Consider the following 19799-nt stretch of genomic DNA (forward strand, 5'->3'; position numbering starts at 1 on the left):
ATATAAAATATGAACACAGTTAAACAAGAAGATTTCTTGGGACATCCTAAAGGACTATATGTATTATTTTTTGTAGAAATGTGGGAGCGTTTTTCATATTACGGTATGAGAGCCATCTTAACATTGTATTTAGCGGCTCCTATATTATTAGGAAGTCCGCAGTCAGGTTTTGGATGGACAAACGCAGAAACAATATCTTTCTACGGTACATATACGATGCTTGTTTATTTAACATCAATACCTGGTGGTTGGATTGCAGATAAATACATTGGTCAGAAAAAAGCCGTAATGTTAGGAGGTATTCTATTATGTATAGGTCATGGTATTCTTGCAGTTGATGCTCAATGGGCATTCTTTACGGGGTTATTGTTTATTGTGATAGGTGTTGGGTTCTTAAAGCCAAATATTTCTACAATGGTTGGTGGATTATACTCAAAAGGAGATGATAGAAGAGATAAAGGTTTTTATGTGTTTTATATAGGAATTAACTTAGGAGCTTTTTTAGGAGCTTTAGCAGTTGGTATCGTTGCAGCAGAATATGGATGGCATTATGGTTTTGGTCTTGCTGGTATCGGTATGGCTTTAGGACAAGTTGTATACATGTACGGTTTAAAATATTTAGAAGGAGTTGGTGATTTTATTGGTCAACAAGACTCTCCTAATAAAGAATTAATGAACAAACCATTAAATGCAGTTGAAAAAGACAGAATGTTGGTAATGTTTTTATCATTCTTAATTATTATTGTTTTCTGGGGAGCTTTTGAGCAAGCTGGTGGATTAATGAGTTTATATACTGAGCAAAAAACAGATAGATTACTTGCTTTTATTGGTTATGAAGTTCCAGCAGCTACATTCCAATCAATTAATGCTTTTTTTATCATTGTATTTGGTACAGCAGTTGGAGCATTTTGGCATAAATGGGGGAGAAAAGGAAAAGAATCTTCATCATTATTTAAAATGGCTATCGGTGTAATTATTATGGCTTTTGGTTTTTTCTTTATGAGTAAAGCTAGTACAGAAGTTGTTATGGATGGAGATAAAGTAATTGAAAAATCAGCAATGATATGGTTAGTGTTGGCATATTTATTTCACACAATTGGTGAGTTATGTGCTTCGCCAGTAGCTTTATCATTTATTACAAAGTTAGCACCAGTAAAATATGCATCTTTTATGATGGGGGCTTACTTTGCAGCTACAGGATTAGGAAATAAAGTAGCAGGAATGGTTGGAGCCATGTCTGAAGGCGCAGGTGAATTTCAGGTGTTTACAGGAATTGCAGTTTTCTGTACTATTTTTGGAGCATTGATTATTTTAATATTAAAACCTCTAAAACGATTAACACATGGAGCTGAAGACATTAAAGATCACTCTAAGAATGAAGCTGAAGGATTTGAATTAGCGGAGAATAACTAAAAATAAAAACAAAACCTTGTAATATTTACTATTGCAAGGTTTTTTTATTCATAAATTATATAACAAAAATATGAGTACAAACACTGTTAGATTTGAAGGTTCAGAAATGAACCGTAAGTTACTGATGGGACACCCATCAGGTTTATTTGTTCTTTTCTTTACTGAAATGTGGGAACGTTTTTCTTATTACGGAATGAGAGCAATCTTAGTATTGTTTTTAACTTCTGCAGTTACAGGAGATAATCCTGGTTGGGGATGGTCAAGAGAAGATGCATTAGGTTTATACGGAACATATACAATGCTAGTTTACTTTTCTCCAATTATTGGAGGGTATTTAGCGGATAAGTTTTTAGGATATCGATTTTCGGTAGCAATCGGTGCATTTATAATGACATTTGGACACGCAGCTATGGCTTTAAATACACCTTGGAGTTTGTATTTAGGTATTGGTTTGTTAGTAGCAGGAAATGGTTTGTTTAAACCGAATATTACATCTATTATTAATGGTGTTTATAAAAATGCCCAAGATAAAAAAGATGGCGCTTTTACGATATTCTATATGGGAGTAAACGCGGGTGCTTTTGTTGGTATTTTACTTTGTGGTTATGTTGGTGAAACAGCAGGATGGCATTATGGATTCGGATTAGCAGGTATATTTATGTTTTTAGGAATGTTGCAGTTTTGGTTTGCTCAAGGAATTTTTGGTAGCATAGGATTGTCTCCATCTAAAACAATTGAATATAATGACGCCATTGAAAATGTTGATGAAAAGACAACAATTGTAGAAGAGAAAGTACCAGCAAATGTTCAGAGAGATCGTTATATTGTTGTAGGTATTCTTGCCTTTTTTACAATTTTCTTTTGGGCTGCTTTTGAACAAGCAGGTGGTTCTATGACTATTTTTGCAGGTGATTACACAAATAGGGTTTTACAAGGAAGTTCTGCTGATATCTTTAGAGTTGCAAATACATTATTAACAGTAATACCTTTATTAATAATAACATATGTTTTAATTCAATTATTTAAAATAACTTTTAAAAAATATGCATTATCTAATATTTTCTTAGGTACAAGTTTTGCTATTATTTGGTGTGTTGTTATTTGGATGTTGAAAAATCAATTTAGTGATGTTAAAACAGAAGTGCCAGCATCGTGGTTCTCTATTTTAAATTCATTTTATATCATTGCTTTTGCGCCATTAATTTCAAAAATATGGGAAAGTAAATTTAACCCACATGCAACTGTGAAATTCGGAATGGGATTAGTGCTTTTAGGGTTAGGTTTTGGAGTGTTAGCTTATGGTTCTGCAGAAATTCCACAAGGAGCGCAAACAGCTTCGGTAAGTATGATTTGGTTAATATTAGCTTATTTATTACATACTTTAGGTGAATTATGTTTGTCACCTGTCGGTTTATCATATGTTTCTAAACTAGTCCCGGCATCCACAATTGGTGTAATGTTCGGACTTTGGTATATTGCAATAGGTATGGGTAATAAAGCTGCAGGATTAATGGGAGGTATGATTGATAAAATTACTACAGCTTATGATATGAGTACATTCTTTTTAATATTTACGATTGTACCAGTTCTTGCCGGGTTTATTTTAATGAGCCTAACACCATTGGTTAAAAAATTAATGCACGGAGTTAAGTAGTATTAAACTCTTATAGAAAAGTTAAAAAAACTTTACAGCCTGTCAATTATTAATAATTGACAGGTTTTTTTGTAAATTTGGAATACTTATTGAGACCTAACAAACATGAAGAAATTAATTTTAGTAGCCGTATTCGCATTTATTTCAGTTGGTGTAAAAGCACAACAAGAAGTTAATTGGTTAACTTTTGAAGAAGCGATAGAAAAAAACAAAGAAACACCAAAACCTATTTTAGTCGATTTGTATACAGATTGGTGTGGTTGGTGTAAAAAAATGGATAAAACCACTTACAAAAACGATGTAATTGTAAAGTTTATAAATGACAACTTTTATGCTGTAAAAATGGATGGTGAAGGTAAAGAAGATATCAGTTTTAAAGGAAAAACATATAAGTTTGTTCAGCAAGGAAGAAGTAAATATCATGAATTAGCTGCAACAATTATGAAAGGGAAAATGAGTTACCCTTCTACCGCTTTTTTTAGCGCAGAAGAACAATTAATTCAAACAGTTCCTGGATATTTAGATGAAAAAAAGTTTGAAAAAGTTTTAGCCTATTTTGCAAAAGATAATTACAAGAATACTAAATGGGCAAAGTTCTCAAAGAACTTTAAAGGTTCAATCTAAACAATAATAGTTTATCATTGTGAGGAAGGATTCAATTTGCTTACAGTTATTTTAATATATAAGCTCCGTTTTGCCCTGTATGGTGAAACGGAGTTTTTTGTTTCTTACAAGTCAATTTCCACCTATTTATATAACTTCTGTAATTACTTCCATCAGCAATTATTTTCTTTGGTTTTAAGGTTTTTATCAATCGAGTTAAGTTAATTTTAGGGGAATGTTGTAGTAGTACAATAGGATTTTTAATCGCAATATTATAAACACCTAAACTATCAATTATTAAAATGTTATCAGAATTAAACTTAAAGTAATTAGGTGTTTTATTGATAAAATAACTATTTATATTCTCATTTATCCGATAATCTATAATTGCTTTATCAGTAGTTGTTTTAAGACTATCCAAGTTGTGAAAAACATGTAATTGTTTTCCGTTTCTTATTCCTAACATGTTTTTCCTACTTTTATTAAAAACTATAATTTCTTGCTTTTGATGTCGATTCTTTTTTTCGAAAATGAAAACAGTTTGTAGCATCACTATGGATGCAAGTAAAAATAATAATTGTGTTGTTTTTTTGATAATAACGAATTGATACGCAAATACGATTATAAAATACCAACCAAACATTTCGTAAAAAGACATCGATATTTGTTGCCATAGAAACCCTTCTTGATTTGAAACCCAATCAACTATTTTATTCATTAAAGAAATAACGAATCCGTAAATATCAACAAAAATCTGCGGAAGTAAATTTAACAACGCAAGCAGTATTACTAAGATTCCGCCAATTAAAATCCCACCTAAAAACGGAATAATTAAGATGTTTGATATTATAAAAAGCCCTGGAAATTGATGAAAATAATACAAGCTAATAGGTAATATTCCTACTTGAGCGGAAAGTGAGACTGTAATTAAACTCCAAATCTTATTTAGCAACCAAATTTTAGGTTTCCATAATTTGTAGAGTAGGGGTTGTACCCAAATAATTCCGAAAACAGCGAGGTAGCTCAACTGAAATCCAACATCAAACAAAAATAAAGGTTTAATTAATAATAAGAAAAACATCGAACTGATTAGCGAATATTCTACGATTCTTTTCTTTTTAAAAGAGGCACCAACAGCAATAAAAGTAAACATAGTTACTGCTCTAACGACAGAAGCCGATAAACCAGCTATAAAAGCAAACATCCATAGTAAGATAACGATTAGAACAGCTTTTAGGATTACGCCATTTTTTAATCGTTCTAAAGGTTTAAATAACGATGATAATACGAGTAAGATAATACCGATATGCAAACCTGAAATTGCTAAAATATGAACGGCACCGGCATTGATATAGCTTTCCAAAAGGTTTTTAGAAATATCTTGTCGTTGCCCTAATAACAAGGCGTTAATCACCGAAAGTTCATCTTTACTAAAAGAATGTTTTTTTAAGGAAGTTTGAACCTTGTTTCTGAATTGAGCTGATAATCCGTAAATAGAAACAGTTCCTTTTTCTAATCTTTTGTAATCTTTTTTTTGGATAAATATTTGTTGATAGATGTATTGCTTTACTAAATAATCTTTATAATTAAATTGATGTGGGTTTAAAGGATCGGCTAAGTTTTTAAACTCTGATTTCAAAAAGATACGATCATCAACATTTAAAACTCTTGATATGCTGTCTTTTTTTAGATTTAATAAAATAGTTCCGCTTGTTATTTTAGTATCAACCTGAATTACATCAGCAATAAATTTGCGATTATAATTTCCTGATTTTAGAACTTTACGAATTTTTACAATTACTCCTGAGTTGTCATTAATATGACGTTGATAGTAGTTATCATTATTTTTAGAGTTGTGTATCAATGAAGTTGAAACCCCAACAACGATAAAAAATAAAAGTGTAACAATAGAAAATAATTTACGTTTGTTATTTCTCTTTAATAGATATAATAGAAGTAAAAAAAAGAAAATAAAAACAATTAAAAAGTTGAAATCAAAATTCCATAAGTTCGTGTAAAACTGTAAAATAATTCCGATTATTAAACAGCTTAAAAAATGGAAAGGAGAATATTGTAACAACTTTTTCATAACCCATTAAAGTTAATAAAAAATAATTAGCTATGTTTTTGACTTCTTTTCACACTTTTTTTACAATTCATTTTCAGTAACTTATAGATACAAGCGTATATTTGTGGTGTAGCATCTTAAAATAGTAGATTATGAAAACAAGAATAACCGTTGCCGCAATTTTAGTAATGATAATAAGTTTTGTTGTTCTCGGATTTGTAAACAAAAAGGAAACAAAAAAAGAAATAACTTCAGTAGCATCTGCAGAAGCAATTTCTACTGGTTTTGAAAATACTATTTTAAAATCAGCACCTGTAAGAAAACTAACTTACTTTGTAAGAGGGGCGAATAACAAAACAATTACAGAAGGTGAATTAAGTAACGTAAAAACCTTAAAAGCAGTATTTGAACATTATCCTACTAGTTGGATTGAAGAATATGTATTCATAGAAATTACCCGAGTAACGAACAGCAAAGAGATTAAGGAAGTATGCAAGAGTATTGTTTTAAATACAAAACAACAAGCACTTATCAGAAATGCAAAATTTGGAGATGATATACGTATTAAAATTGTTTATAAAACCAAGAACGCGGCTAAGAATTCTTTAAATACAAGCGAAATAAAAAAGACCCTAACTATTGTTCCAGATATCTCGGCTTGTTTTAAAGGAGCAGAAAATGCTTTAGAATCTTATTTAACAAACAACAGTTCTACAGAAATTAAGAATTGGAAGTTTAATCCAACACAAAGTGCTACTGCTACTTTTATGATTGATGAAAATGGAGACGCAATTAATGTAAATATTGTAGAATCTTCAGGTATCATATCAATTGATAAAGCAATTAAGCAATTGCTAGAGCAAATGCCAAAATGGAAACCAGCGAAAAATAGTAAAGGAAAATCAGTACAACAAAAATTTGAATTAACAATAGGCGATACAGGTTGTTAAGACTTAGTTCTTATAACGTTAGTTTTGTTTACTTGAATACGGATCTTACTTTATACAATTCATTCTTGGTTTTCGATTTTAAATTCACAAACAATGGGTAAATGATCACTTAATTTTAACCAATCATTAGTTTTTCCAAATTCCATTTTTTTTAGATTTTGATGAAAATCACTACTTCCAAAAACGTAATCGATATGATATGGTTTTTCTAATTTTCTATGTAAAAAAAAAGTTGGTCGAGTTTCAACTCCTTGTTCTTCTTTCCAATATTTATGGTATAGACTTTTAATTCCAATTTCTTTTAATTCGGTTACAACGTCTGAGTGATTCCACCACCTATCCCATTTGTCCCAAATTTTGTTACTATTAAAGTCTCCAATAATTAAGCTCTTATTTAAATTAGCTTTATTTATTTGAAGATACTTCCATAGTTGTCCAATATATCCAAACGTTGGTGATTTATTACTATGAGTCCAAACAGCAAGTACATTAAAATTATTATTTACAGAACATGGTAAAAAATGCTTTACTTTATGATCTTTAAAGTTATCAGACCAATTTAATTTTTTCAGTTCGATGTTTTTCTTGGCAAATATTCCAATCCCTTTATTTTTAGAGTCTCCAATCCATAAATAATTATTAGCCCATTCGTTGTACTCTTTATGTTTTGTTTCGGCAGGGTTTTCACCTCCTTGAATTATATGTATGTCAGCATTAAAGTCCATTAGTTTATCAAACTTCTTTCTCAGGGCTCCATTGCAATTCCAAGTTATAATTTTCAATTCTAGTTTTTTTATTTTAAATATAAGATTACTTTATCAAAAAAAGAATCAATTTAAATAATATTTAAAAGATAGTAAATCAATAAATAATAAAACAAAAAAGCAACCTAAATAAGGTTGCTTTTTTTAATATATTTAAAAAGGTATTATGCTATTTCAACAAATAAACCTTCGTCAGTTTTTTCAACTTTAGCTAATTTGTTTTTAGTTAAACCTTTAATAGTTTTGTCCCATTTCTTATTAGATAAACCCGATTGTGTTTTTAAATCATTCAAAGCCATCTTTTCAGCTTTTTCAATTAAAGCCAACACTGCTTTTTCATCGTCGTTTAATTCAATAGAAGGCGCTTTTTTCTCAGGTCTCATTTGAGGAAAAAACAACACTTCTTGTATCGATGCATTGTTAGTTAAATACATAATCAAACGGTCCATACCAATTCCTAAACCAGACGTAGGAGGCATTCCGTATTCTAAAGCACGTAAAAAATCATGATCTATAAATTCACTTGCTTCATCATCACCACGTTCAGCTAATTTAAGCTGCGCTTCAAAACGCTCACGCTGATCAATAGGATCGTTTAATTCAGAATATGCATTTGCAATTTCTTTACCACAAACCATTAATTCAAAACGTTCTGTTAATTCAGGGTTGTCTCTGTGTTCTTTACATAAAGGAGACATTTCCTTCGGATAATCAGTAATAAAAGTTGGCTGAATGTAGTTTCCTTCACATTTTTCACCAAACATTTCATCAATTAATTTTCCTTTACCCATGGTTGCATCAACCTCAATTCCCATTCCTTTAGCAGCTTCAAAAAGCTCACTTTCAGATTTACCGATAATATCAAAACCAGTAAAGTGTTTTATAGAATCTGCCATGGTAACTCTTGCATACGGCGCTTTAAAATCAACTTTATGTTCTCCAAAAGTTGTTTCGGTTGTTCCGTTAACAGCAATTGCACAATGTTCTAGTAATTTTTCTGTAAAATCCATCATCCAGTTGTAGTCTTTGTAGGCTACATAAATTTCCATTGCTGTAAATTCAGGATTATGAGTTCTGTCCATTCCTTCATTTCTAAAGTTTTTAGAAAACTCATACACACCATCAAAACCACCAACAATTAACCTTTTAAGATATAACTCGTTCGCAATTCGCATGTATAAAGGCACATCTAAAGCATTGTGATGTGTTACAAAAGGTCTTGCAGAAGCACCACCTGCAATAGGTTGTAAAACCGGAGTTTCAACTTCAAAATAACCTGAGTCGTTAAAGAAGTTACGCATCGCAGTAAATAACTTCGTACGCTTTACAAAAACTTCTTTTACGTGTGGGTTCACTACTAAATCGGCATAACGCTGACGGTAACGCATCTCAGGATCTGTAAACCCGTCAAATGTATTTCCTTCGGCATCAACCTTTGGTAAAGGCAATGGTTTTAAAGATTTACTTAATAATTTAAACCCTTTTACCATTACTGTTTTTTCACCAACTTGAGTCGTGAATAATTCACCCTCAATACCAATGAAATCACCAATATCTAATAATTTTTTATATACTTCGTTGTATAAAGTTTTGTCTTCTCCGGCACAAATTTCGTCGCGATTAAAATAAACTTGTATACGACCTTCGCTGTCTTGTAATTCAGCAAACGATGCTTTACCTTGAATACGGCGACTCATTAATCTACCAGCAATTACCACCTTTTTTCCTTCTTCAAACTCGTTTTTAATAACTTTCGAATTCGAATCTAATGGAAATAAATCAGCAGGGTACGGATTAATACCTAATTCACGTAGTTTTCCTAACTTTTCTCTACGTACAACTTCTTGTTCTGATAATTGCATGGGTTGTTTTTTATAATTTTTAATGAAGCCGCAAAGATACAATCAATTGCAGAATTAAACAACGCTTAACAGATTCGTGTTTTTTGTAAAAAAATCAAAAAAGTTTGGTGGAGTTAAAAAAGGTTGTATATTTGCAGGCTGCTTTTTTTTAAAGGTAGCATTTAGTTGTGTTGTTAGGCACTTTAAATAGTGTCATGGTTTTGTTAACCAATGGAAAGCTTCCCTGAGATGGGTTGCTTTTTTTTTGCCCTAAATTTAAGGTTTCGCTTTTTTTCTGAAGCTATTTCCCGCTTTCCGCACTCGCTCTCTGCGAGGAGCTCAAACAAATGCTACAATCGGGGCTAAACTTATTTATTGAGGATACAGCATTATATAAATGAACTCTTGTATTCCCAAAGTGTTGTAAAGAACAATATGAAATAAACAATAGCAATTGAGAATTTAATAGTGGCAGAGGTAAGAAAACCTAATAAAGCTCCAAACGATGCTTTAATAGCTCTGCTGGTATCTTTGCTGTCAAAAAGTAACTCACCAATAAGCGCACCGAAAAAAGCACCAATTATAATTCCGAAAGGAATAGGAGACAGCAAACCTATAATAAGTCCGATCGTAGTTCCGTACACTCCGTATTTAGTTCCTCCAAAGCGTTTTGTCCCCATAGCAGGAATAAAATAATCAAGAATAAAAATAATAATAGCAATCACTAAGGTAATTCCAAGGAAAGGCCAGTTTTGCGGAACAGCATTTGTTAAATGTAATAACAACAAGCCAATCCAACTTGTAATTGGCCCTGGCAATACCGGTAAAAAAGAACCTATAATTCCTAAACACACAAAACAGAAGCCGAGAATGGCTAGAAATATATCCATAGTTTAATTTTTTTCATTGTCTCTAATTAGTGCTAATTCAGCTTGTGTTAATTTAATCTTTTTTAGCTTCCTATTATAATACGCTATTTAGCGCATTATGTATTTTGATTTATAACCGTTTTTAAAATGTCAGTTCGAGTGGTTTTATAAAGTGATAACGGTATAAAATTGTATCGAGAACAAGTTAGCGAAGTAAAACTGAAATTCTCGATACAAATTTCACTCATTCCAATTGTAAAATTCACTCGAATTGACAGCGTTTTATCCTAATACGTAAGAAGTAAAACTGAAATTCTCGATACAAATTTGACTTATTCCAATCGTAAAATTCACTAGAATTGACAGCGTTTTACCCTAATGCATAATGTGTGTCATTTATTTTGAAAGTTCATTATAGAATAAATATAGGCATTGGTTAATGTTTAAAAACAGGAGCCTTTATTTTTTAAAGAACCCCCTACTTATATATTATAAGACGAATACAATAATTGTTTGTTACACATATTTATAACTAAAAAATTAGTTTAAACTAATTTTTTAGTTATATTTGAAGAGTTAAAATTTATAAAATGACCATAATAAAGAAACGGAGCATAGTTTTTGTAGTAATCTTTTTAACAAGTTTTTGTTTCTCACAACAAAGAGCTGCTAATATTGATGTGCCAAAAATTAAAAATCCTAGGTTTTTAAAATCAGCAGGACCTACAATATATATAGATCAAACGCATCAAAATTTTCATCAAAAAGAAGGTAGATTCAAACCTTTTTCTGATTTATTAACTGCTGATGGTTATAAAGTAGATAGTCTCATCAATTTAAAAATATTAAAGAGCAATGATATTTTGGTGATTTCAAATCCGATACATCAAAAAAATGTTAGGAATTGGAGACAGCCAATTCATACAGCGTTTGCGAAAAACGAAATTAAATATATACAAAGTTGGGTTCAAAAAGGAGGTAGCTTATTATTAATTGCAGATCACATGCCTTTTGCCGGAGCAGCAAACAATTTAGCAAATGCTTTTGGTTTTAATTTTTGCGATGGTTTTGCTTATTTACAAAAAGAAGAAAGAAACTTGCCGGATGTTTTTTCGGAAGATAACGAGCGATTGGTAAGCTCAGAAATTACAAACGGAACTTTAGGTGAAAAAATAAATGCGATAACAACTTTTACAGGCTCGGCTTTTACAATTCCGAATTCAGCAAAAGGAATTTTAAAATTCAAAAAAGATGATTATTGTTTAGCGCCAGCAATTGCTTGGCAGTTTAATGATGAAACTCCAAGACACGGTTTAAAAGACAAATACCAAGGCGCAATTTTAACATACGGAAAAGGAAAAATAGCAGTTTTTGGCGAAGCAGCAATGTTTACGGCTCAGACAATAACAAATAATACGGGGACTTATAAGTTTGGATTCCATGCGGAAAGTGCACCCAATAATTTAGAATTTATCAGAAATTTAGTATTCTGGTTAAGTAAAAACTAACAGATGAAACAATTAACAAAAGCAGAAGAACAGATAATGCAAGTTTTATGGCAATTGCAAGAAGCATCCGTAAAAAGTGTAATAGAAGAATTACCCATTCCGAAACCGGCATACAATACGGTTTCTACAATTATCAGAATTTTAGAAACCAAAGAATTTGTAGGGCATAAAACGAAAGGTAGAGGTTATGTGTATTATCCGTTAATAGAAAAATCGTCTTATAGCAACCAAAGTTTACATAAGTTAATGGACGGTTATTTTGGAGGGTCATTTAAAAGTATGGTGTCGTTTTTTATGAAAGAAAACGAAATGAACATTAACGAGCTTGAAAGCATTTTAAAGGAAGCTAATAAAAATAAAAAATAACTGTCAGTTCGAGTAAATTTTGAAGCATAAAAAATTTGTATCGAGAACATTTTACAAGTTTATTTCTATCAATAAAACTCGAAGTTATAACATAAAAAAAAAAGCCATGATAAATTATATAATTCAAGTCATCTTATTTCAGACATTGTTTGTTGCCGTTTATGATTTCTTTTTAAGTAAAGAAACTTTTTTTACCAAAAACAGGTGGTATTTATTAAGTACATCGGTTATTTCATTTTTATTACCGCTTTTTAAAATACCAACCATACAAAAAGTAGTTCAGTTAGAATACACCATTTTATTACCCGAAGTAGTTTTGTCTCCACAAAGTGTATTAGAAAAAGCAGCTTGGTATCAATCTATAAATTATTTAGATGTTTTATTTATAGCGGGGAGTTTACTTTTTTTAACAATTTTTATTATAAAACTACAGCGAATAGTCCGTTTAATTTTTAAATACGGAAGTGAAAACAGACAGGCATACAAATTAGTGTTGTTGCCTAAAAACGCCAAAGCATTTTCGTTTTTTAACTATATCTTTTTAGGAAAAGGAATTCCGGCAGCGAAACAAGAAAAGATAATAGAACACGAGCTAGTACATAGTTTACAAAAACACACCTTTGATTTATTGTTTTTCGAGTTTTTAAGAATATTCATGTGGTTTAACCCGATGGTGTATGTGTATCAAAACCGTATATCGTTGGTACACGAATATATTTCAGACGATGTAGTAACGAAATCAACCGAAAAAGAAAACTACATCAACAATTTATTATCCGATATTTTTCAGGTAGAAAACATCTCATTCGTAAATCAATTTTACAAACATTCATTAATTAAAAAAAGAGTTATTATGATGACAAAAGGAAAATCAAAACAAGTAAAGCAATTAAAGTATCTATTATTAATTCCGTTGTTGGCTAGTATGGTGTTGTATGCTTCTTGTTCAAGCACTAAAAAGGTTACTAAAAAAGTTGAAATTATAGAGGTCGTAGAAGTAGAAGATGTCCCATTTTCTATTTTAGATAAATACCCAACTTTCCCAGGATGTGAAGAAGGAGATAAAGTTTGTTTTAATAAAAGTATGGCTAAGTTTACAGCTGAAAATTTTAAAATTAAAAACAAAGATTCTTTGGGGTTAGTTCCTGGTAAAAAAAGAATCTATGTGCAGTTTAAGATTGATACAGATGGTAGTATTGTTAGTGTAAATGCACATGCTCCCCATCCGAAGTTAAAAGAACAAGCTATTGAGATGCTAAAAAAGTTACCAAAAATGAAACCAGGAGAAAAAGCTGGAAAAAAAGTTAGAACAGGCTATACACTTCCTATTACATTTGAGATAAAGTAAATTTAACTATGAAAAAGAAAATTTTAACTATTGTTCTTATTATTTCATTTTTTAAAGTCGGGGCGCAAACCTCGACTTTTATTACTGTAGATAGCTTGGTACATATTGGGCGTTATCAAAAAGCATTAGCGCAACTTAAAAAATTACAAGAGAGTTATCAATCAACTAAAAGGATGGCAACCATTTATAGTTCTATTGATAATTACAAAGAAGCATCTAAATATTACGAAAAAGCACTGTTGCTAAACAACGAGTATTCGGTTAAAGTAGCTTTAGGAAAAAGTTATCAAAAAGAAAAAAAGTTACAAAAAGCAATTACAGTTTTTGAAGAAATTACAACTACCGATTCAGATAATTCATTAATAAATTATCAATTAGGAAAACTGTATTTACAAACAAAACAACCTAAGAAAGCAAAGTTTATTTTTGAGGAGCTCATAAAAAAAGATGAAAGCAATGCAAACTATCATTATCAAATGGCAATTGTATATACGTTATTTAAAAAGAGAGATTTAAAAATTAATAGTTTTTTAGCAACTTATAAAAACGACAACGAACATATAAAAGCAATTCACCAATTGGCAGTTGCGTATACACTTTTAAGAGATAAAGATTCTGCCAATTTATTTATTGATAAAGGTTTAAAGGTAAACGGAAACCATATTGCGTTAAATAGATTAAAAATTAATAATTTATATAGAAATAAAAAATACTTAAAAGCTATTGACTTATTGGAAAAAATTGATTCACTAGAGCCAAACGAGCACTACACAAAAAAGATGTTAGGACGCAGTTTTTTTAAGTTGAAAGACTATGAAAAAGCAAGAAACAATTTTAAGAAAGCACTAAAAATTGATAGAGCAGATTTTAAATCATACACGTATTTAGGTGATATTGATTTTGCTGAAAAAGACTATAAAAGTGCTCGTTTTAATTATTGGTTTGCAACATACGTAGGTAAAGAAGCCCGAGATACAGAATATTATCAGTTAGCAAGAGCTTATAAAGAATTAGGTAAGCCAAAAGAAGAAATGAATGCTTACCGAGATGCTTATGAAGAAAATTTTAAGAATTACAGAGCATTATTTCAGTTAGCAAATACTTCAGAAAATTTTTATAAGGATAAAAAAATAGCGTACAAGTATTATAAAAACTACCTGAATAAGTTTAGAACTAGTGACTCTTTACTAACGAGTCAGGTAAAAACACGTTTAAAAGAAATTAAAAAGTTTTATTTCTTAAAAGGAGAACTGCTAGAGTAAATCATTTTTTGTATTTTCATCTCAAAATCAAGGAGATGCGATTTTTTTATGTGATTTTTTTTATAGTAATTTTTACAAATTTGAGTTGTGGTTTTTTATCAGAAGATGATAAAAATCACAACTTAAATACTGTTATTGATTATACAAAAGTAGATGTTTCTCCGACTTTTAAAAACTGTAAAAATTTATCGATTAAAAAAAATAGCGTTTGTTTTAGTGAAGAGATACATAAAAGAATGCAAGCTTCTTTAACAACGTATAACTTCGTAACCGAACAAACTATTAATGAAACTGTTTTAATCGATTTATTAATTGATAACAAAGGGAAGTTTAGGCTTAAAAAAATTACAGCATCGATAGCTATTAAAAATCAACTACCTAAATTAGATAGTGTTTTAAGAAGTGCTATTAAGAAGTTACCAAGAATTACTCCTGCTTTTAAAAGAGGTATTCCGGTAACAACACAATATCAATTACCTTTAAAAGTTGAGGTTTATTAAACTTATAAGTTTAACAGTTCCTCTACAAAATCACGTTTGTTAGATAAGCGAGGTACTTTATGTTGGCCACCAAGTTTTCCTTTTTCTCGTAGCCAATCGTAAAATAAATTTTCACGAGCTTCATGTATAATCGGCATTGCCAATGTTAAATTGTTGTAGCGTTTAGCCTCGTAATCTGAATTGATAGTTTTTAAAGAGTTATCTAACAATTCGGTAAAGTATTTAATGTTTTTAGGCGGTTTACTAAATTCGATAATCCACTCATGACCGCCACTTTTTTTACCATCCATAAAAATAGGACCAACAGTGTAATCTTTAATGTTTGCATCGGTTTTTTCACTAGCCGCTTTTAATGCTTTTTCAGCATTTTCGATAATTAGTTCTTCACCAAAAACATTAATATGATGTTTGGTTCGGCCGGTAATTTTAATTCGATAAGGGTCTGTTGAAGTAAACTTAATAGTATCACCAATTAAATAACGCCATAAACCGCCATTTGTAGTAATTACAATGGCATAATTCACGCCTTTTTTAACTTCGGAAAGTGAAATTGCAGTTGAGTTTTCTCCGTCATAAGTATTCATCGGAATAAACTCATAAAAAATACCATAATCTAACATTAGTAGCATTTCATCAGAATTATTTCTGTCCTGAATTCCAAAAAAACCTTCTGAAGCGTTATAGGTTTCATAGTATTTGAAATCCTTTTTCGGAATCAGTTTTTTATATTGTTCACGGTATGGACTAAAGTTTACGCCACCATGAAAATAAACTTCTAGGTTTGGCCAAACTTCTAAAATATTGTCTTTTCCTGTTTTTTCTAAAACACGATTTAATAAAACCAACATCCAGCTAGGAACCCCAACTAAACTCGTAATGTTTTCATCGATAGTTTCATCAATAATAGCTTCCATTTTAGTTTCCCATTCAGCCATTAAAGAAACTTCCTGGCTAGGAGCAGAGCTGAAATCTGCCCAAAAAGGTAAGTTTTCGGTTATAATTGCAGATAAATCGCCGAAATAAGAATTATTGTCTTCGTAAATAGCTGTACTCCCTCCTAATTTTAATCCTTTACCTTTAAACATTTGTGTGTCTTCATTATTATTAATGTATAAACACAGCATGTCTTTTCCTGCTTTTAGATGACAGCCTTCTAGCGCTTCATCACTAACAGGTATAAATTTACTTTTGGCATTGGTAGTTCCGCTACTTTTTGCAAACCAATGAATAGGCGTAGGCCAAAATAAATTTTGTTCTCCTTTTCTACAACGCTCAATAAGAGGTTCTATACTTTCGTATTTCTGAATAGGAACATTGTTAGAAAAATCAGTGTAATTATGTATGGATGCAAAAGAATGTTGTTTTCCAAATTCGGTATTCTTGGCAGTATTTAGTAATTTTTGTATTAGTTCATCTTGTACATCAACAGGATATTTTAAAAATAATTCTACTTGATGTTTACGCTTTTTTAAAAACCAAGAAATGATAGAATTTATAAATGGAAACGACATATATTACCTCTTAATTTAATTATTTACTGTAAGTTTGTGAAGCTAAAAGTAATAAAATTTAAGACATGCAATACCAAGGAGTTTTAAAAAAAATGACAACTGAAAATTTAGATACAGTTCAGTATTATTTAGATATGAAATCTGATTTTATAAATGTGAATCAGTTGCTAAATAAAAGTATCACATTAAGTTTTGTTACTTATGAGTGTTTAAACTGTCATTTAGAAAAAGAGGTATACCGTCAAGGTTTTTGTAAAAGTTGTTTTTTTGATACACCAAATGCTGGAGATTGGATTATGCGACCTGAATTAAGTAAAGCGCATTTAGGAATTGAAGATCGCGATTTAGAGTATGAGAAAAAAGTGCAATTAAAACCGCATATTGTTTATTTGGCAAACTCTAGTAATGTAAAAGTTGGAGTTACCAGAAAACAGCAAGTACCAACACGTTGGATAGATCAAGGGGCACATGAGGCAATTGAAATTGTTGAGGTTCCTAATCGTTATTTAGCAGGAATTACAGAAGTAGCTTTAAAAGAGCATGTAGCTGATAAAACCAATTGGCGAAAAATGCTTAAGAATGATGTTGTAGATGAAAGCCTAGTGTCTTGGCAAGAGAAATTAAGAGAGTTTATACCTGCAGAGGCGCAAGAGTACATTATAGAAAATAATAAAGAGACTATTATTAATTTTCCTGTTGCTAAATATCCATTAAAACCTAAAAGTTTAAATATTGTAAAAGAACAAACTTATACGGGTGTTTTGGTTGGTGTTAAAGGGCAATATTTAATTTTTGAAGATGAAACTGTTTTTAACGTTAGAGCTAACGAAGGTTTGGTGGTTAAATTAGAGTTGGTTTAGTAAGTAATTATTATTATTATGAGTTTCGGAATCAGTTTCAGAATGACGTTAGATTATAATTTGAAACAGCTATAATAAAAAAAGCAGCCCGTAGGCTGCTTTTTTTATTGTTTTACAATGGTATAATTTTTATTCATTTTTAATTCACTCAGCACATTAAGCGCTTCGTTTAAATAAATATCTTTTTTTAAGTTCTTATGCCATACAACACGTTTTTCTTTTAAAACAGTATCTTTTGTAAATAAGTTTAGCTCGTATTTTGGAGAGTTAAAAGTTAAGTTAGAATCAAATTTATAAAGGTCTTTAAACTGTTCAGCTTCTTTTGTTTTGTTCTCACTTTCTTTTTTGTAAGTGCTATATTTTAAAGAATAGAGTCTTTCTTCTTGATTTTTCTTCAACCATTTAGCATACTCATTAATTTTCTTGAATTTTTCATCGTTAAGAACACGTTGTTGACTCTTATAAATAGCATCTGCAAAATTACTATAGGTATTTGTTGTGCTATATTTGGCTTGTTCTACCTTATCCCAAGGTAAAGCGCCGTCTAAATCACGCTCACCAAATTTCATGTAGCTATATCTTGTAGGTAATGATATATCAGAATACACACCTTCAATTTGAGTAGACCCACCATTTATTCTGTAAAATTTTTGAATGGTCATTTTCAACGCGCCTAAATCACTCGGGTATTTTTCATAAAAACGGTTAATAGGCAACACATTTTGCACGGTTCCTTTACCATAAGTTTGTTTACCACCTATAATTACACCACGCTTATAATCTTGCATTGCAGCAGCAAAAATTTCAGAAGCCGAAGCAGAAAATTCATTCACCATTACAACTAAAGGTCCATTCCATTGAATTTTAGCATCAGTATCGTTTTTTACTAAAGGAGCTTCTTCTCTATACTTTACTTGTACAATAGGTCCTTTTTCAATAAATAATCCACCAATTTCAATAGCTGTTTTTAAAGAGCCACCACCATTATCACGTAAATCAACAATTAACCCTTTTACGTTTTCGTTTTTTAATCGCTCAATTTCTTTCTCCATGTCTTTCGCTGCATCACGGCGGCTTAAGTCATTAAAATCAATATAAAATCTAGGTAGATCTATAATTCCGTATTTCTCACCATTTTTTTCAACAATACTCGATTTTACAAAAGTCTCATCCAATTCAACAACATCTCTAATAATAGGAATTACTTTAGTTGAACCATCAATTTTTTTCTTAACAGTTAAGCGAACCTCTGTACCTTTTTTTCCTTTGATAAATTTAATAGCATCATCTAAACGCATACCAACAATATCTAAAGGTTCTGCATCTCCTTGTGCCACCTTTAAAATAATATCTTCAGGTTCTAAATCGCCTTGTTTCCATGCTGGCCCTCCAGAAATTAGTTCAACAATATGTGTATACATTCCTTTTTTCTGTAAACGTGCACCAATACCTTCTAATTTACCTGACATTTCTTGATCGAAACGAGATTTCGTACGAGGAGACATATAAGTTGTATGTGGATCAAAACCACTAACTACACTGTTTAAGAAAGTAGAATACCAATCCGAATTTTCAAGTTCATCAATGCGTTGGTATAATTCATTCATGCTTTTTAAGACTTCTTTTCTTGCTTCTTTTTCAAGTTCAGAAAATGTTTTCTTTTTAAAAGTAGTGTCTTTTTTAGCTTTATCATTTTGTAAGTCTTCCGCATCTTCAATTCTACTTAAAATAGAAAGTTTTAACTGTTTTCTCCAATAATCAATTAATTCACTTTCATTTTTAGCAAATGGTATTTTGTCGTAATCAACATCAATAGCTTCATTTTTTTTGTAATTAAAAGGTTGTGCTAATAATGCGCGGTAATTAACCTTTGCAGCGCCTAGTTTTGCTAAAAATCGATTGTATACTAATTTGTAAAAATCAATTTTAGTGTCTTTTAATTGGTTATCTATTTGATATTTAAATTGAGAAAACTCTTTTAAATCTTCTTTTGTAAAATATCTTTTATTAGGATCTAAACCATCAATAAATGTATTGTAAACATGTTCAGAAAAATCATCATTTAGTTCTTTTTGAACATAATGATATCTGCTTAAAATATTTTTTAAAACATATACAATTACTCTGTCTTTATCAGGATCTGGTTCAGAAGCCGTATTCGAATAAGTTGCGTTTGAAAATAATAGCGTAATAGCTAAAAAAGGAATTATAAATTTCGTCTTCATATATCTTCTGTCTTTTAATTATGTGCTTGGCGATACTAAACTACTAAAATAATGCCA

Annotated in this window: 16 protein-coding genes; 10 read left to right on the top strand and 6 right to left on the bottom strand. The window is 30.6% G+C overall.

Going from position 1 to position 19799, the window contains the following annotated elements; genetic code table 11:
• Positions 1 to 9: 9 nt before the first annotated feature.
• From H0I30_RS12775 to H0I30_RS12785, 3 genes are all read left to right on the top strand, one after another.
• On the top strand, positions 10 to 1413 hold the full coding sequence (locus H0I30_RS12775; RefSeq protein WP_218772241.1) for a peptide MFS transporter: 1404 nt from the start codon (positions 10 to 12) through the stop codon (positions 1411 to 1413).
• Between the two features lie 70 nt (positions 1414 to 1483).
• A complete protein-coding gene (locus H0I30_RS12780) occupies positions 1484 to 3067 on the top strand; it encodes a peptide MFS transporter (RefSeq protein WP_218772242.1) in 1584 nt (527 codons plus the stop codon).
• 105 nt (positions 3068 to 3172) lie between these two features.
• Positions 3173 to 3691 carry a DUF255 domain-containing protein gene (locus H0I30_RS12785; RefSeq protein ID WP_218772243.1) on the top strand — a complete coding sequence of 173 codons (519 nt, stop codon included), beginning with the start codon at positions 3173 to 3175 and terminating at the stop codon, positions 3689 to 3691.
• A gap of 46 nt (positions 3692 to 3737) precedes the next feature.
• Here the strand turns inward: H0I30_RS12785 and H0I30_RS12790 are convergent, their stop codons facing one another.
• Complete coding sequence (locus tag H0I30_RS12790; protein WP_218772244.1) at positions 3738 to 5759, bottom strand: ComEC/Rec2 family competence protein; 2022 nt, start codon at positions 5757 to 5759, stop codon at positions 3738 to 3740.
• Positions 5760 to 5890: 131 nt separating this feature from the next.
• Between H0I30_RS12790 and H0I30_RS12795 the strand changes: the two genes are divergently transcribed.
• Positions 5891 to 6688 (top strand): energy transducer TonB, encoded by a 798-nt coding sequence (locus H0I30_RS12795; protein WP_218772245.1) that lies wholly within the window; start codon positions 5891 to 5893, stop codon positions 6686 to 6688.
• Between the two features lie 59 nt (positions 6689 to 6747).
• Here H0I30_RS12795 and H0I30_RS12800 read toward each other — a convergent pair whose 3' ends face one another.
• The 3 genes from H0I30_RS12800 to H0I30_RS12810 form a co-directional block, all read right to left on the bottom strand.
• Positions 6748 to 7470 (bottom strand): endonuclease/exonuclease/phosphatase family protein, encoded by a 723-nt coding sequence (locus H0I30_RS12800; RefSeq protein WP_218772246.1) that lies wholly within the window; start codon positions 7468 to 7470, stop codon positions 6748 to 6750.
• 146 nt (positions 7471 to 7616) lie between these two features.
• Positions 7617 to 9314, bottom strand: a complete 1698-nt coding sequence (gene lysS, locus H0I30_RS12805) for a lysine--tRNA ligase (protein WP_218772247.1) — start codon at positions 9312 to 9314, stop codon at positions 7617 to 7619.
• Between the two features lie 368 nt (positions 9315 to 9682).
• The gene (locus H0I30_RS12810; protein ID WP_218772248.1) at positions 9683 to 10183 is read right to left on the bottom strand and encodes a DUF456 domain-containing protein; all 501 of its coding nucleotides are present in this window, start codon (positions 10181 to 10183) and stop codon (positions 9683 to 9685) included.
• 569 nt (positions 10184 to 10752) lie between these two features.
• Here H0I30_RS12810 and H0I30_RS12815 point away from each other — a divergent pair.
• From H0I30_RS12815 to H0I30_RS12835, 5 genes are all read left to right on the top strand, one after another.
• A complete protein-coding gene (locus H0I30_RS12815; RefSeq protein WP_218772249.1) occupies positions 10753 to 11670 on the top strand; it encodes a hypothetical protein in 918 nt (305 codons plus the stop codon).
• Between the two features lie 3 nt (positions 11671 to 11673).
• Positions 11674 to 12036: a BlaI/MecI/CopY family transcriptional regulator gene (locus tag H0I30_RS12820; protein WP_218772250.1), complete on the top strand. Its 363-nt coding sequence runs from the start codon at positions 11674 to 11676 to the stop codon at positions 12034 to 12036.
• 106 nt (positions 12037 to 12142) lie between these two features.
• Positions 12143 to 13384: a M56 family metallopeptidase gene (locus H0I30_RS12825; protein ID WP_218772251.1), complete on the top strand. Its 1242-nt coding sequence runs from the start codon at positions 12143 to 12145 to the stop codon at positions 13382 to 13384.
• An 8-nt stretch (positions 13385 to 13392) separates the two neighbouring features.
• Positions 13393 to 14646, top strand: coding sequence for a tetratricopeptide repeat protein (locus tag H0I30_RS12830; protein ID WP_218772252.1), 1254 nt, complete (start codon positions 13393 to 13395; stop codon positions 14644 to 14646).
• A gap of 80 nt (positions 14647 to 14726) precedes the next feature.
• Positions 14727 to 15146, top strand: coding sequence for a hypothetical protein (locus H0I30_RS12835; RefSeq protein WP_218772253.1), 420 nt, complete (start codon positions 14727 to 14729; stop codon positions 15144 to 15146).
• 2 nt (positions 15147 to 15148) lie between these two features.
• Here the strand turns inward: H0I30_RS12835 and H0I30_RS12840 are convergent, their stop codons facing one another.
• On the bottom strand, positions 15149 to 16657 hold the full coding sequence (locus H0I30_RS12840) for a GH3 auxin-responsive promoter family protein (protein WP_218772254.1): 1509 nt from the start codon (positions 16655 to 16657) through the stop codon (positions 15149 to 15151).
• A 65-nt stretch (positions 16658 to 16722) separates the two neighbouring features.
• On the opposite strand from H0I30_RS12840, the gene H0I30_RS12845 reads away from it, so the two are divergent.
• Complete coding sequence (locus H0I30_RS12845) at positions 16723 to 17517, top strand: DUF2797 domain-containing protein (protein WP_218772255.1); 795 nt, start codon at positions 16723 to 16725, stop codon at positions 17515 to 17517.
• A 104-nt stretch (positions 17518 to 17621) separates the two neighbouring features.
• Here H0I30_RS12845 and H0I30_RS12850 read toward each other — a convergent pair whose 3' ends face one another.
• Complete coding sequence (locus tag H0I30_RS12850; RefSeq protein WP_218772256.1) at positions 17622 to 19742, bottom strand: carboxy terminal-processing peptidase; 2121 nt, start codon at positions 19740 to 19742, stop codon at positions 17622 to 17624.
• Positions 19743 to 19799 lie beyond the last annotated feature (57 nt).

The organism is Tenacibaculum sp. AHE14PA (assembly GCF_019278465.1).
Lineage (GTDB): Bacteria > Bacteroidota > Bacteroidia > Flavobacteriales > Flavobacteriaceae > Polaribacter > Polaribacter bernardetii.